This window comes from Streptomyces sp. URMC 127 (assembly GCF_051386535.1).
Taxonomy (GTDB): domain Bacteria; phylum Actinomycetota; class Actinomycetes; order Streptomycetales; family Streptomycetaceae; genus Streptomyces.
The window spans coordinates 16,597-30,687 of record NZ_JBPQTW010000064.1 but is presented as its reverse complement, the minus strand read 5'-3'; the positions used below and the strand labels follow the sequence as shown (position 1 = coordinate 30,687).

Here is a 14,091-nt window from a genome sequence, read left to right as displayed (position 1 = left end):
CACTGGCTCCCGCCGCAACGGCGATCGACCCCCACCGGGGACCCCGGCGGTGCCGAGCGACCCGGCCGTAGGACAGACCGCCCGCCCCGGGCCCGGGCACTGTCTCCCGCCGCGACGGCGATCGACCCCCACCGGGGATCCCGGCGGTGCCGGACGACCCGGCCCCGTAGGCCATGCCGCCCGCCCCGGGCCCGGGCACTCCCTCCCGCCGCAACGGCGATCGACCCCCACCGGGGACCCCGGCGGTGCCGAGCGACCCGGTTCCTAGAGTTGCCGCCCACCGCCCTAGGCACCCCGTGCCGAGCGACCCGGCCCGTGCGGCCGCCCCCGCCGGAGGCGCCCCGTCGCGGCCACGCGGAAAGCGTTTAGCAGGCACGGCGCCCGGCGCCATAGGATTGGGCGCACAACCCGCCCAGAATCCGTCACAAACCCTGAGGATCGCCGAATGCCTGGCATCACGCGCGAGGAGGTAGCCCACCTCGCCCGGCTGGCACGTCTGGAGCTCAAGGACGAAGAGCTCGAGCACTTCGCCGGCCAGCTCGACGACATCATCGGCGCGGTCGCCCGCGTCTCCGAGGTCGCCGAGCAGGACGTCCCCCCGACGTCCCACCCGCTGCCGCTGACCAACGTCATGCGTCCGGACGAGGTCCGTCCGTCGCTGACCCCGCAGGAGGCGCTCTCCGGCGCCCCCGCCCAGGAGCAGCAGCGTTTCAAGGTGCCGCAGATCCTGGGGGAGGACTAAACCGTTATGACGGACATCATCAAGCTCACCGCCGCCGAGATCGCGGAGAAGATCGCCTCGGGCGAGCTCACCGCCGTCCAGGTCACCGAGGCCCACCTGGCCCGTATCGAGGCAGTCGACGAGAAGGTGCACGCCTTCCTGCACGTCGACCGCGAGGGCGCCCTCGCCCAGGCCCGCGAGGTCGACGCCAAGCGCGCCCGCGGCGAGAAGCTCGGCCCGCTGGCCGGCGTCCCGCTCGCGCTGAAGGACATCTTCACCACCAAGGGGATCCCGACCACCGTCGGCTCGAAGATCCTCGAAGGCTGGCTCCCGCCGTACGACGCGACGCTCACCAGGCGCCTGAAGGACGCGGACGTCGTCATCCTCGGCAAGACCAACATGGACGAGTTCGCGATGGGCTCCTCCACGGAGAACAGCGCCTACGGCCCGACCGGCAACCCCTGGGACCTCACCAAGATCCCCGGCGGCTCCGGCGGCGGCTCCAGCGCGGCCCTCGCCGCGTACGAGGCCCCGCTCGCGATCGGCACGGACACCGGCGGTTCGATCCGCCAGCCCGCCGCCGTCACCGGCACGGTCGGCGTCAAGCCCACCTACGGCGCGGTCTCGCGCTACGGCATGGTGGCGTTCTCCTCCTCCCTCGACCAGGGCGGCCCCTGCGCCCGCACGGTCCTGGACGCGGCCCTGCTGCACGAGGTGATCGCCGGCCACGACCCGATGGACTCCACGTCCATCGACGCCCCGGTCCCGCCTGTCGTCGAGGCCGCCCGCAACGGCTCCGTCGCCGGCATGCGCGTCGGCGTCGTGAAGCAGTTCCGCGGCGAGGGCTACCAGGCCGGCGTCCTGCAGCGCTTCGACGAGTCCGTCGAGCTGCTGAAGGAGCTCGGCGCCGAGATCGTCGAGCTGGACTGCCCGTCCTTCGACCTGGCCCTGGCCGCGTACTACCTGATCGCGCCGTCCGAGTGCTCCTCGAACCTGGCCCGCTTCGACGGCCTGCGCTACGGCCTGCGGACCGGCGACGACGGCACCCGCTCGGCCGAGGACGTCACCGCCCTCACCCGCGAGGCCGGCTTCGGCCCCGAGGTCAAGCGCCGCGTCATGCTCGGCACGTACGCCCTGAGCTCGGGCTACTACGACGCCTACTACGGCTCGGCGCAGAAGGTCCGCACGCTCATCACGCGCGACTTCGAGAAGGCGTTCGAGCAGGTCGACGTGATCGTCTCGCCGACCACCCCGACCACCGCCTTCGCGATCGGCGAGCGCGCCGACGACCCGATGGCGATGTACCTCGCGGACCTGTGCACCATCCCGACCAACCTGGCGGGCAACGCGGCCATGTCGCTGCCCTGCGGCCTCGCGCCCGAGGACGGCCTGCCGGTCGGTCTGCAGATCATCGCTCCCGCCCTGAAGGACGACCGGCTCTACAGGGTCGGTGCCGCGGTCGAGGCCGCGTTCACCGAGCGCTGGGGCCACCACCTGCTCGAGGAGGCACCGTCGCTGTGACCGAGAACAAGACGAGCGCGCTGAAGAAGGCCAAGGGCTTCAAGAAGTCCAAGCCCGGCACGTACCTGTCGATCGGCACCACGCTCTTCGGCGCCGTGAGCGTGATCAAGCAGGCGAAGAAGGCGCGCGGCGAGCAGGACACGCTCCAGCTGGTCGACGCGATCGTCTCCGCGGCCGCCATCGCCACCGGCGTGGCCCTGCTGGTGCGCGAACTGCGCCGGATGAACAGCGACGACGTCCTCGCGGACTGAGCCAGGACCTGAGAGGTTAGTTTTCCGTGACCGTCACTGAACTGGTGTCGTACGAGGACGCGCTGGCTTCCTACGACCCCGTCATGGGCCTGGAGGTCCATGTCGAGCTCGGCACCAAGACGAAGATGTTCTGCGGCTGCTCCACGGAGCTGGGCGCGGACCCCAACACCCAGACCTGCCCGGTCTGCCTCGGCATGCCCGGCGCCCTGCCCGTGGTCAACGCCACCGGCGTCGAGTCCGCCATCAAGATCGGTCTCGCGCTGAACTGCGAGATCGCCGAGTGGTGCCGCTTCGCCCGGAAGAACTACTTCTATCCGGACATGCCGAAGAACTTCCAGACCTCCCAGTACGACGAGCCGATCGCCTTCAACGGCTACCTCGACGTGCAGCTGGAGGACGGCGAGGTCTTCCGCGTGGAGATCGAGCGCGCCCACATGGAGGAGGACACCGGCAAGTCCACGCACGTGGGCGGCGCCACCGGCCGCATCCACGGCGCCCAGCACTCCCTGCTGGACTACAACCGCGCCGGCATCCCGCTCATCGAGATCGTCACCAAGCCGATCGAGGGCGCGGGCGAGCGGGCCCCCGAGGTCGCCAAGGCCTACGTCGCCGAGCTCCGCGAGCTCATCAAGGCGCTGGGCGTCTCCGAGGCCCGGATGGAGATGGGCCAGATGCGCTGCGACGTGAACCTGTCGCTGCGCCCGAACGGCACCGAGAAGTTCGGCACCCGCTCCGAGACCAAGAACGTCAACTCGCTGCGCTCCGTCGAGCGCGCGGTGCGCTTCGAGGTCCAGCGGCACGCCTCCGTGCTGTCGGCCGGCGGCACGATCGTGCAGGAGACCCGGCACTTCCACGAGGAGGACGGTTCGACCACGTCGGGCCGCATCAAGGAAGAGGCCGAGGACTACCGCTACTTCCCCGAGCCGGACCTGGTGCCGGTGGCCCCCTCCCGCGAGTGGGTCGAAGAGCTGCGGGCGACCCTGCCCGAGCTGCCGCGCGTGCGCCGCAACCGGCTGCGCGAGGAGTGGGGCGTCTCCGAGCACGACATGCAGTCGATCCTCAACGCGGGCGCGGTCGACCTGATCGTCGCCACCGTCGAGGCCGGCGCCGACTCCGCGGCCGCCCGCAAGTGGTGGATGGGCGAGCTGGCCCGCAGCGCCAACGAGTCCGGCACGGACCTCGCGGCGCTGGCGATCACCCCGGCGCAGGTCGCCCGGGTCGCGGCGCTCGTCGCCGAGGGCTCGCTCAACGACAAGCTGGCCCGCCAGGTCATCGAGGGCGTGCTCGCGGGCGAGGGCGGCCCGGACGAGGTCGTCGAGAAGCGCGGCCTGAAGGTCGTCTCCGACGACAGCGCCCTGGGCGCCGCCGTGGACGAGGCCATCGCGGCCAACGCGGCCATCGCGGACAAGATCCGCGGCGGCAAGGTGGCGGCGGCGGGTGCCCTGGTCGGCGCGGTCATGAAGGCCACGCGCGGCCAGGCCGACGCGGCCCGGGTCCGGGAGCTGATTCTTGAGCGGCTTGCCGCGAAGGAATAATTGAGCACAGTCTGGAGCGCCTCGGCGTCGAAGGCTGATCTTCCGCTCCCTGCCTGACGTTTCATGGCCGCCCCTTTTCGGAGGGGCGGCCATTGTCTGTCCGTAATTGGCCCGCAAATGGCTGGTTTCTTGCCCTCTATGGCCTTCACGGCCCCCGTCCGGGATGATCGCGGAAGCGGGCGGGCCCACCCTGTGCCCGCCACCGAGGTATGGGGGTTGGCACATGAGACGGTTGAGCAGAGCGCTGGCGGCGGTCACCCTGGCGGGCGCCGGCCTGCTGGCGACGACGGTCCCGGCCGGCGCGGCGACGGACGCCGGCGCACCGGCCGCCGCGGCGAAGTGCGAGACGGGCTGGGGGAGCCTGCTCAAGACGGCGTCGACCAGTGCGTACAAGCCGCTCCTGGACATCCGCGCGGGGAAGCACGAGTGCTTCGACCGCCTGGTCTTCGACGTCCAGGGCATCGGCGACCACCGCATCGGCTACCGCGTCGAGTACGTGGACCAGCTGCGCCAGGACGGCTCGGGCGACCCCATCCCGGTCGCCGGGGGAGCGGTGCTGGCCGTCCGCGTGTCCGCCCCCAGCTACGACCCGGACACCGGCGAGGCGCGCTACCCCGGCCACGCCGGGCAGCCGCTGACCGGCGTGGACCTCACCGGCTTCCGCACCTTCCAGGACACCCGCTTCGCCAGCAGCTTCGAGGGCGAGACCCTCGTCGGCGTCGGCGTCCGCGCGCGCCTGCCCTTCCGCGTCTTCCAGGAGCGCAACCGCATCGTGGTGGACGTCGCCCACAGCTGGCAGCCCCAGGGCTGAGCGGCTCCCCGCACCCGCGTGTGGGGTGGGCCACAAAGCGGACAAAGGATCTTTTCCGGCTGTCACAGTGGCTCGGTGAGGGGCCCCCTCCGCATCGTCTGCACCCGATGCAGTCCGGGGCCCCGAGCCCAGTAGCCCCAGCGCTCGGAACAGCACGGGTCGGCATCCCGGCGAGCTCGACGCGATACCCGGGAAGCAGCCCGTATGACCTCACTCGCACGGTGGTGCCTGCGCCGCCGCTCCGCCGTCATCGTGCTGTGGCTCGTCGCCCTCGCGGGCACCGCGGCCGCCGCCCTCCTCACCGGCCCGGCCTACTCCAACGACTACGCCGTGCCCGGCACGGAGGCCGCCCGCGCGAGCGCCCTGCTGGAGGCCGGCTTCCCCGGCCAGGGCGGCGACGACACCGTCGTCTGGCACACCGACCGCGGCACCGTGCGCGCCGCCGCCGTCGAGGAGCGCATGACCGGCGTCCTGCACGAGCTCTCGGCGCTCCCCGGCGTGGAGTCGGTCAGCGGCCCGTACAGCGGCCCCGGCGGCGCCGCCCGCATCAGCCCCGACGGGCACACCGCGTACGCCTCCCTGACCTTCACGGACGGCGTCCCCGGCAAGGAGCTGGCCAAGAAGGCCGTCGACACGGCGCGGTCCGCCGCGGACGGAAACCTCCACGTCGCCCTCGGCGGCAGCGGCATCGCCGGCGCGGAGACCAAGGGCGGCCACCTCAGCGAGATCATCGGCATCGCGGTCGCCGCGGTCGTGCTCTTCGTCGTCTTCGGCTCGCTGGCCGCGAGCCTGCTGCCGATCGCCACCGCCCTCGTGGGCGTCGGCACCGCCGCCATGGGCACCCAGCTCCTCGGCCACGTCATGAACGTCGCCGACTTCGCCCCCATGCTCGGCACCCTCATCGGCCTCGGCGTGGGCATCGACTACGCCCTGTTCATCGTCACCCGGCACCGCAAGGGCCTGCGCGCCGGCCTGCCCGTGGCCGTCGCGGCCGAACGGGCCGTCGCCACCACCGGCCGCGCCGTCGTCTTCGCCGGCGGCACCGTGTGCGTCGCGCTGCTCGGCATGCTCATCCTGCGGCTGAGCTTCCTCAACGGCGTCGCCCTCGCCGCCTCGCTCACCGTCGTCCTGACCGTCGCCGCGTCCGTCACCCTGCTGCCCGCGCTCCTCGGCGTCATCGGCGACCGCGCCCTCGGCCGCCGCGAGCGGCTCCGCCGCGCGGCCGGCGGCCCCGCCGCGGAGCCGCCCACCGGCCTCGCCGCCCGCTGGGCCGCGTTCGTCGAGCGCCACCCCAAGCTGCTGGGCACCGTGGCGGCCGCCGTCATGCTCGTGCTCGCACTGCCCACGCTCTCCCTCCACCTCGGCACCTCCGACCAGGGCACCGGCCCGGCCTCGGCCACCACCCGGCAGGCGTACGACATGCTCGGCCGCGGCTTCGGCCCCGGCGTCAACGGCCCCCTGACGCTCGTGGCCGACCTGGACAGCGCCGCCGACCGGCTCGCCTTCACCCGGCTCCCGGAGACCCTGCGGCACACCGAGGGCGTCGCCGCCGCCTCCCCCGCGGAGGTGAACACCAGCGGCGACACGGGTGTCATCAGCGTCGTCCCCACGACCTCCCCGCAGTCGCGCGCCACCAGCGACCTCGTGGACCGGCTGCGCGGCACCGTGCTGCCGAAGGCGGCCGCCGGCAGCGGCGTGGACGTGCGCGTCGGCGGCATGACCGCGAGCTACGACGACTTCGCAGGCGTCATCCTCGGCAAGCTGCCGCTCTTCGTCGGCACCGTCGTCGGCCTGGGCTGCCTGCTGCTCCTGCTGGCCTTCCGCAGCATCGGCATCCCCCTGAAGGCCGCGGTCATGAACATCGCCGCCGTCGCCTCGTCCTTCGGCGTCGTCGTCGCGCTCTTCCAGTGGGGCTGGGGCAGCGAGCACCTCGGCCTCGGCGGGGCGGGCCCGATAGAGCCGTTCCTGCCCGTCGTCATGGTCTCCGTGCTCTTCGGCCTCTCCATGGACTACCAGGTCTTCCTGGTCAGCCGGATGTACGAGGAGTGGCTGGCCACGCGCGACAACTGCCGTGCGGTACGGGTCGGGCTCGCCGAGACCAGCCGCGTCATCAACTCCGCGGCGGTGATCATGATCTCGGTCTTCCTGGCCTTCGTGCTCAGCGGCGACCGCGTCATCGCGATGTTCGGCATCGGCCTCGCGGTGGCCGTCGCCCTCGACGCCTTCGTGCTGCGGACCCTGCTGGTGCCGGCCCTCATGCACATGCTGGGCGGCGCCAACTGGTGGCTGCCGGCGTGGCTGGACCGCCGCCTGCCCCGGCTCAGCATCGAGCCGCCCGAGCCGGTGGAGCCGGTGACGCCGGCGAGCCTCCCCGAGCCCGAGCCGGAGGTGGCCGGGGTCAGTCCTGAGCGGAGCCTTGCCGCGGCAGGCGTATGACCACGCAGCCCGAGTCGAGGTCGACCGGGCCGCGGGCGGGATCGGCGTCCCCGGTGTCCTCACGCGTGAGCTCGAGGCGCTTCGCCTCCTCGTGCGCGTGCTTCCGGCCCGGTGAGAACACTTCCTCGAAAATGTTGAACATCCCGACTCCCGTCGCCGTCCCGTCCGTCCAGCATAGGCGGACGGATGTACGGTCCACGGGAATCGCGGGCGGAGTGCGTCAGCTCACCTCCAGGCGCAGGATGCGGTCGTCCTCCGCGCCGGGCTTCCCGCGCCCGTCCGTGTTGCTCGTCGTCACCCACAGCCCGCCGTCGTCCGTGGCGAGCACGGTGCGCAGCCGCCCGTACTCGCCCTGCAGGAACGCCTGCGGGGCGGCCACCGGCCTCGTGCCGTCCAGCGGGATCCGCCACAGGCGCTCGCCGCGCAGCCCGGCCATCCACAGCGAGCCCTTGGCGTACGCGAGGCCGCTGGGGGAGGCGTCCGAGGTCTTCCACTGCTCGACGGGGTCGGTGAAGCCGGACCGGCCCGCCTTGCCCTCCGCGTCCGGCCAGCCGTAGTTGCCGCCGGGCCGGATCAGGTTGAGCTCGTCCCAGGTGTCCTGGCCGAACTCCGACGCCCACAGGCGCTTGCCCGCGTCCCACGCCAGGCCCTGCACGTTGCGGTGCCCGGAGGAGTAGACCACCGAGTCCCCCTCGGGATTGCCGTACGCGGGGCGGCCGTCCGGCGTCATGCGCAGGATCTTCCCCCCGAGCGACTTCCGGTCCTGGGCGGGGCCGCGCTGCCCGGCCTCGCCCGTGCCGGCGTAGAGCATCCGGTCGGGGCCGAAGGCGAGGCGCCCGCCGTTGTGCACCGTGCCCTTGGGGATGCCCCGGAGCACCGTGTCGGGCGCCCCCAGGCGCTGCCCCGCCGGCTTGGCCTCGTCGTAGCGCAGGCGGGCGATGCGGTTGTCCGAGTCGGTCGTGAAGTAGGCGTACACGAGCCGGTCGGTGGCGAAGTCCGGCGAGACCGCGAGCCCCAGCAGGCCCCCTTCGCCGCCCTTGACGACGCCGGGCACCTCGCCGACCTCGGTCTGCGCGCCGTCCCTGGCGGACACCCGGACGATCTTTCCCGTGTCGCGGGAGCCGGCCAGCAGATCGCCGCCGGGCAGCGCGGCCAGGCCCCACGGGGTGCCGAGCTTGGTGGTGAGCGTCCGGACGACCTTGACGGATCCGGTGGCGGGCGCGGGGGAGGCCGCCGGCGAGCCCGAAGGGGCCGCCGTGCCGGGCGACTTGGCAGAGGAGCCCTGCCGCGGCCCCTCACCGGGAAAGCCGTCCTCGCTCGAACAGCCGGCGACGCCGAGCAGCGCGGCGGCGGCCAGGACAGCGGCGCGGGTACGAGCACGGGGCCGTCGTCGCACGGTACGGGGTCCTCTCGCCGGGGGCGCGTGTCGTTCAGTCGGCACTGTGCCATACGGCGGGGCCGGATCCCCGGCCCACCCGTATTCGCCGCAACGGCCAACAGCCACTGCGGCGAGCGTCCCGCGGTCAGTCCCAGGAGCCCAGTGCCCGGGGCAGCGCGGCTATCTCCGCGAGGTCCTCCGGTGTCAGCCGCAGCCGGGCGGCCGCGGCGTTCTGGACCGCCCACACCGGCTTCTTCGTCCCCGGCACGGGTATGACGTGCCGCCCCTGGGCCAGCACCCAGGCCAGGGCCACCTGCGCGGCCGTCGCGTCGTGCCGCAGCGCGACCCGCCGCAGCCCCGCCACGATCGGCTGGTTGGCCGCCATCATCTCGGCGGTGAAGCGCGGGTGCCGGGCCCGCAGGTCCTGCGGTTCGAAGCCCTGCCCGGGCGTCAGCGTGCCGCTGAGGAAACCGTTCCCCAGCGGCATGGCGGCCAGCAGGCCCACTCCTCTGGAGGCGCACCACGGCACCAGCGCGTCGAGCGCCTCCCTGGACCACACCGACAACTCCGCCTGCACACAGCTCACCGGGAACACCTGCTGCACCCGTTCGAGCTGCCGTATCGTCGCGTCGTAGAGCCCGGCGCGCGACCTGCGGCGCGTGCGGGCGCCGATGGCGCACCAGCCGAGCGCCCGCACCTTGCCCGCGGAGACCAGCTCCGCCATCGCCCCCCAGGTCTCCTCCACCGGCACTTCGGGGTCCGGCCGGTGCAGCTGGTAGACGTCGATCACATCGGTCTGCAGCCGGCGCAGGGAGGCGTCGCAGGCGCGCTTGACGTACCCGGGGCGGCCGTTGGCGACGATGTGGCTGTCGCCCACCAGCAGCCCGCACTTGGTCGACACGAACGCCTCGGAGCGCCTCTCCCGTAGCACCCGCCCGACCAGCAACTCATTGGTGAACGGCCCGTACATGTCCGCGGTGTCCAGCAGGGACGTTCCTGCATCGAGCGCCGCGTGCACCGTGCGCAGCGCGGTCTCCCCGCTCTGCTGGGAGGCGGTGTATCCCCAGTGCATGGGCATGCACCCGAGGCCGATCGCGCCCGCTTCGAGCGCCGTCGCACCGATATTCCTGCGCTCCACCGGCCGTACCCCTCCCGTTCCTCGCCCCCAAACTAACCTCTGCCGCGGTGGCCGGATCGCATAGCCTCCAGGCATGAGTGCAGATGACAGCGGTTCCGGCCGCCCCCTGGTCTGGCTGCCCTTCCCCGCCGAGCGGATCGAGGGCCTGCCGCAGACCCTCGACTACGCCTTCTGGGACGGCGGCCCGGAGTTCCCCACGGACCCCGCCCGCTGCGACTTCTACGTCGTCCCGTACGTCACCGACCCCGAGCCGTGCCTGCGCCCGCTGGCCGCCATGACGCGCGTACGCGTCGTGCAGGCGCTCACCGCGGGCGTGGACCACCTGCTGCCCGCCGTGGAGCGGCTGCCGAAGGGCGCCGTGCTGTGCAACGCCCGCGGGCTGCACGACGCGAGCACGGCCGAGCTGGCCCTGGCGCTCACGCTCGCCGCACTGCGCGACATCCCCGGCTTCGTGCGCGCGCAGGACGCGGGGGAGTGGCGGCAGGGCTTCCGCCCGGCGCTGGCCGACAAGTCGGTGCTCATTGTGGGTTACGGTTCGATCGGCAGCGCCATTGAGGACCGGCTCGTGCCCTTCGAGTGCGCGCGGGTCACACGCGTCGCGCGCTCCGCGCGGGACAGCGCGCGCGGTCCCGTGCACCCGATCGCCGCCCTGCCCGGCTTGCTGCCCGGCGCCGACGTCGTGGTGCTCGCCGCGCCGCTGACCGAGGAGACCCGGGGGCTCGTCAACGCAGGTTTCCTGGCGCGGATGAAGGACGGCGCGCTGCTGGTGAACGTCGCGCGCGGTCCGATCGTCGACACCAAGGCCCTTCTCGCCGAACTGGACGCAGGTCGGCTGCGTGCCGCCCTGGATGTCACGGACCCCGAGCCGCTGCCGCCGGGCCACCCGCTGTGGAGCGCTCCGGGGGTGCTCATCACCCCCCATGTGGGTGGGCCCTCCTCGGCCTTCATGCCGCGCGCCGGGCGGCTGCTCCGTGATCAGCTGGCCAGATTCGCTCTGGACGCGCCACTGCAAAATGTCGTAGTCACCGCGCGCTAGTTACCACGTAGAGGTACCGTTCGACTGCACTCAGTGTCCATAACCCCGTGGCTGATTACGCTATGTATATGAGCTATGTCCCTGAGTGACGAGTCTGGTGTATCGTCCGGACGGGGGCTGCGGCGTGCACGGGAACGGCCGCAGCGAGGACCGGAACTCGAGGGGGGCGACGGGCGATGCACGGCCAATGGACGATCAACCCGACGCGGCTCACGCACCGACCACGACCGCACCGTGCCCTGCACCGTGCACCGCGCCCGCACTGCGTGGCGACCCTGCTCCTGTGGCTTCCATGGCTGCCGCTGCTGCGGACGGCGGCGCGGTGAGCGCCCCAGGAGCGGCCCTGCCCCGCCCGTCCGGCGGCTCGGGCCCGGTCTCGCAGCTCCTGCTGGCCCTCGTCTGCGGCGGCTATGCCACGGGCGCGGCCTTCGGCTGGGGTTCGAGCGAGCTCGCCTCCGCCATGGGCGACTTCGGCCTCGGCGGGGCCGCCGTGCTCGCCGCCGTCTCCTGCTTCTGGTACGGGCGCACGCACCGCACGCGGTTCCGCCTCGCGTGGTTCCTCTTCGCGGCGTCCTCCGCCATGGCAGGCCTCGGCAACGTTGTCTGGGGCTGGTACGAGGTCGTCCTCGACGCCCGCGTCCCGACGCCCTCCGTGGCGGACTTCTGCTTCCTGCTCTTCGCGCCGCCGGCCATCATCGGCCTGCTGGTGCTCGCCCGGCGTCCCGTCACCCGGGCCGGCTGGGTGTGCCTGGCCCTCGACGCCTGGCTCACCGGCGGCTCGCTGCTCACGCTCTCCTGGAGCCTGGCGCTCGCGCACACCGCCCACTTCGAGGGCGAGAGCGTCGCCCACGCCGCGCTCTCCCTGGCCTATCCGCTGCTGGACATCGCCCTGGTGTCCATGGTGCTGGCGCTGCACTTCCGCCGCTCGACGGCCAACCGCTCGGCCATCAACACCGCCATCGCGGCCCTCGCCCTGACGGTCCTGTGCGACGCCCTGTTCACCTCGCCGCTGCTGCGCTCGCACTACCGCTCGGGCCAGATCCTCGACGCCGGCTGGTTCGCGGGCTACATGCTCATGGCGTACGCCCCCTGGGTCGCCCGCGAGGAGGGCGAGGACACCCCCGCCCGGCACCCGCACCACCCCAGCCGTCCCATCGCCGGCTCCCTCGCGGCCCTGACGCCGTATCTGGCCGCCGCCGTGTGCACCCTGGGGATCCTCTACAACGTCCTGGACGGCCACCAGGTCGACAAAGTCGTCCTGTTCACCGGCTGCACGGTCGTCCTGGCCCTGGTGATCCGCCAGGGCATCATGCTGCTGGACAACATCTCGCTCACCCAGGAACTGGCCCAGAAGGAGAACCACTTCCGCTCCCTCGTCCAGGGTTCCAGCGACGTCATCATGATCGCCGCACCGACGGGCATACTGCGCTACGTCAGCCCGGCCGCCGCCGGGGTCTACGGCCGTGAGGCCGATGACCTCGTCGGCTCCGAACTGGCCTCGCTCATCCACCCGGAGGACCTCGGCAGAGTCGTCCACGAGGTGCGCCGCTTCCTCGCCGCGCCGCCCGCCGAGGAGCCCACCACCCGCATCGAGTGCCGCTTCCGCTCCGGCAGCGGCGAGTGGCTCAACGTGGAGTCGACCGTCAACCGCCACCACGGCGGCCTGATCTTCAACAGCCGCGACGTCACCGAGCGCGTGCGCCTGCAGGCCCAGCTCCAGCACACCGCCGAGCACGACCCGCTCACCGACCTGCCCAACCGCGCCCTGTTCACCAAGCGCGTCCAGCAGGCCCTCACCGGCCGCAGAGCGACCGACGCGGGCACCGCCGTGCTCTTCATCGACCTCGACGGCTTCAAGGCGGTGAACGACAGCGTCGGCCACCAGGCGGGCGACGAGCTGCTCGTCCAGGCGGCCCGTCGCCTCCAGGACTCCGTCCGCGCCGGGGACTCCACCGCCCGCTTCGGGGGCGACGAGTTCGCCGCCCTCATCATCGGCGACGGCACCCGCGACCCCGCCGCCCGCGAGTACCGCATCCACGAGATCGCCGACCGGCTGCGGGTCACCCTCTCCCAGCCCTACCGCGTGGAAGGAGGCACCGAGGTCCGCGTCGCCGCCAGCATCGGCGTGGCGTTCGCCGAGCCCGGCATCACCCCGGGCGAGCTGATGCGCAACGCCGACCTCGCGATGTACCGCGCCAAGCAGGCCGGCAAGGGCCGCGTCGAGCTCTACGCACCGCAGATGCAGGCCGACGTCGTCCGCCGCGCCGAGCTCGCCACCCGGCTGCGCACCGCCCTGCACGAAGGCGAGTTCGCCCTGCTCCACCAGCCCGTCGTGGACCTGGCCACGGGCGTGATCACAGCGGTCGCCGCACAGCCCCGCTGGCGCTCCGCCCAGGGGATACTGTTCACTCCCGCGGAGTATCTCCGCGTGGCCGAGAACGACCGGGGCGACGAGACCGCCCGCATCGCCGAGCTCGGCCGCTGGACGCTGGAGAAGGCCGTCGAGCAGGCCGCCCAGCGCTGCCGCGCGGGCCACGCCGTCCCCGTCTACGTCCGGCTGTCCGCCGCCCGCCTGATGGACAGGTCGCTGCCCGCCAAGAACCTGGAGGGGCTGCTCATCCGGCACGGCCTGCCGTCCGGGGCGCTCGTCCTGGAGCTGTCCGGAAGCGACCCCCGGGTGCCGCTGGACGAGCTGGAGCGGCGGCTCGGCGCCCTGCGGCGGATGGGTGTGCGGATCGCCCTCGACGGCTTCGGCAGCGGCTATGCCGCGATCAGCGCCCTGCGCCGGCTGCCCATCGACACCCTCAAGCTCGACCGCGGGCTGGTCGACGGCGTCGTGGAGTCCGCCCGCCTGCACAAGATCACCGCCGGGCTGCTGAGGATCGCCACCGACCTGGGCATGCAGTCCGTCGCCGACGGCGTCGACGTGCCGGAGCAGGCGCTGGCCCTGCGCGCCATGGGCTGCACCCATGCGCTGGGCGCCGCCTTCGCCGGGCCGCTCGACGAGCACCGGCTGCGGCACGCGCTCGGCCGCGGGGCCTACCCCGTGCCGGGCCCGTCCGTGGATGGCGCAAACGCATGGGTATCGGGCGGCGCCCTGCCCGCGGGCGCAGTACCGTCCGGTACGCGATCGGGGTCCGCGGGGGGCGCCGGATCGCTGGCCCATGCTCCATTGCGCTCAAATAATGAGACGCCCGTCCCACCCACTTGACACTTCGCCGGTGACGGGTGGAGGGTCGGTCCCATGCGCACCCGAATTCTCGT

The 14,091-nt window shown here is 72.8% G+C and carries 11 protein-coding genes; 8 read left to right on the top strand and 3 right to left on the bottom strand.

The features are described from left to right. Nucleotides 1-445 precede the first annotated feature (445 nt). From gatC to ACSNOH_RS16055, 6 genes are all read left to right on the top strand, one after another. Nucleotides 446-742 carry an Asp-tRNA(Asn)/Glu-tRNA(Gln) amidotransferase subunit GatC gene (gene gatC, locus ACSNOH_RS16080; RefSeq protein ID WP_030368121.1) on the top strand — a complete coding sequence of 99 codons (297 nt, stop codon included), beginning with the start codon at nt 446-448 and terminating at the stop codon, nt 740-742. 6 nt (nt 743-748) lie between these two features. Continuing rightward, the gene (gatA, locus tag ACSNOH_RS16075) at nt 749-2,242 is read left to right on the top strand and encodes an Asp-tRNA(Asn)/Glu-tRNA(Gln) amidotransferase subunit GatA (protein ID WP_436722013.1); all 1,494 of its coding nucleotides are present in this window, start codon (nt 749-751) and stop codon (nt 2,240-2,242) included. Then, nucleotides 2,239-2,493 (top strand): hypothetical protein, encoded by a 255-nt coding sequence (locus tag ACSNOH_RS16070; RefSeq protein WP_436722012.1) that lies wholly within the window; start codon nt 2,239-2,241, stop codon nt 2,491-2,493. The genes gatA and ACSNOH_RS16070 overlap by 4 nt, the downstream gene beginning before the upstream one ends. Before the next feature lie 26 nt (nt 2,494-2,519). Further along, nucleotides 2,520-4,028: an Asp-tRNA(Asn)/Glu-tRNA(Gln) amidotransferase subunit GatB gene (gene gatB / locus ACSNOH_RS16065; protein ID WP_436722011.1), complete on the top strand. Its 1,509-nt coding sequence runs from the start codon at nt 2,520-2,522 to the stop codon at nt 4,026-4,028. Between the two features lie 223 nt (nt 4,029-4,251). After that, nucleotides 4,252-4,839: an AMIN-like domain-containing (lipo)protein gene (locus ACSNOH_RS16060; protein WP_436722010.1), complete on the top strand. Its 588-nt coding sequence runs from the start codon at nt 4,252-4,254 to the stop codon at nt 4,837-4,839. A gap of 204 nt (nt 4,840-5,043) precedes the next feature. Further along, on the top strand, nt 5,044-7,275 hold the full coding sequence (locus ACSNOH_RS16055; RefSeq protein ID WP_436722009.1) for an MMPL family transporter: 2,232 nt from the start codon (nt 5,044-5,046) through the stop codon (nt 7,273-7,275). On the opposite strand, the gene ACSNOH_RS16050 is transcribed toward ACSNOH_RS16055, so the two are convergent. The 3 genes from ACSNOH_RS16050 to ACSNOH_RS16040 form a co-directional block, all read right to left on the bottom strand. After that, complete coding sequence (locus tag ACSNOH_RS16050; RefSeq protein WP_436722008.1) at nt 7,238-7,417, bottom strand: DUF6191 domain-containing protein; 180 nt, start codon at nt 7,415-7,417, stop codon at nt 7,238-7,240. The genes ACSNOH_RS16055 and ACSNOH_RS16050 overlap by 38 nt on opposite strands. A gap of 78 nt (nt 7,418-7,495) precedes the next feature. Further along, on the bottom strand, nt 7,496-8,671 hold the full coding sequence (locus ACSNOH_RS16045; protein ID WP_436722007.1) for a PQQ-dependent sugar dehydrogenase: 1,176 nt from the start codon (nt 8,669-8,671) through the stop codon (nt 7,496-7,498). 127 nt (nt 8,672-8,798) lie between these two features. After that, on the bottom strand, nt 8,799-9,791 hold the full coding sequence (locus ACSNOH_RS16040) for an aldo/keto reductase (protein WP_436722006.1): 993 nt from the start codon (nt 9,789-9,791) through the stop codon (nt 8,799-8,801). Nucleotides 9,792-9,864: 73 nt separating this feature from the next. On the opposite strand from ACSNOH_RS16040, the gene ACSNOH_RS16035 reads away from it, so the two are divergent. Together ACSNOH_RS16035 and ACSNOH_RS16030 are read left to right on the top strand one after the other, a co-directional pair. Continuing rightward, nucleotides 9,865-10,827, top strand: a complete 963-nt coding sequence (locus tag ACSNOH_RS16035; RefSeq protein WP_436722005.1) for a 2-hydroxyacid dehydrogenase — start codon at nt 9,865-9,867, stop codon at nt 10,825-10,827. Nucleotides 10,828-11,119: 292 nt separating this feature from the next. Continuing rightward, entirely contained in the window at nt 11,120-14,038 is a 2,919-nt protein-coding gene (locus tag ACSNOH_RS16030; RefSeq protein ID WP_436722004.1) for a putative bifunctional diguanylate cyclase/phosphodiesterase, read from the top strand. Nucleotides 14,039-14,091: the final 53 nt, after the last annotated feature.

What these genes read in the sequence shown, in the direction of transcription:
- ACSNOH_RS16060 (WP_436722010.1), top strand. Translation starts at nt 4,252, where the DNA reads ATGAGACGGTTGAGCAGAGCGCTGGCGGCGGTCACCCTGGCGGGCGCC.
- ACSNOH_RS16050 (WP_436722008.1), bottom strand. Translation starts at nt 7,417, where the DNA reads ATGTTCAACATTTTCGAGGAAGTGTTCTCACCGGGCCGGAAGCACGCG.
- gatA (WP_436722013.1), top strand. Translation starts at nt 749, where the DNA reads ATGACGGACATCATCAAGCTCACCGCCGCCGAGATCGCGGAGAAGATC.
- ACSNOH_RS16035 (WP_436722005.1), top strand. Translation starts at nt 9,865, where the DNA reads ATGAGTGCAGATGACAGCGGTTCCGGCCGCCCCCTGGTCTGGCTGCCC.
- gatC (WP_030368121.1), top strand. Translation starts at nt 446, where the DNA reads ATGCCTGGCATCACGCGCGAGGAGGTAGCCCACCTCGCCCGGCTGGCA.
- ACSNOH_RS16030 (WP_436722004.1), top strand. Translation starts at nt 11,120, where the DNA reads ATGGCTGCCGCTGCTGCGGACGGCGGCGCGGTGAGCGCCCCAGGAGCG.
- ACSNOH_RS16055 (WP_436722009.1), top strand. Translation starts at nt 5,044, where the DNA reads ATGACCTCACTCGCACGGTGGTGCCTGCGCCGCCGCTCCGCCGTCATC.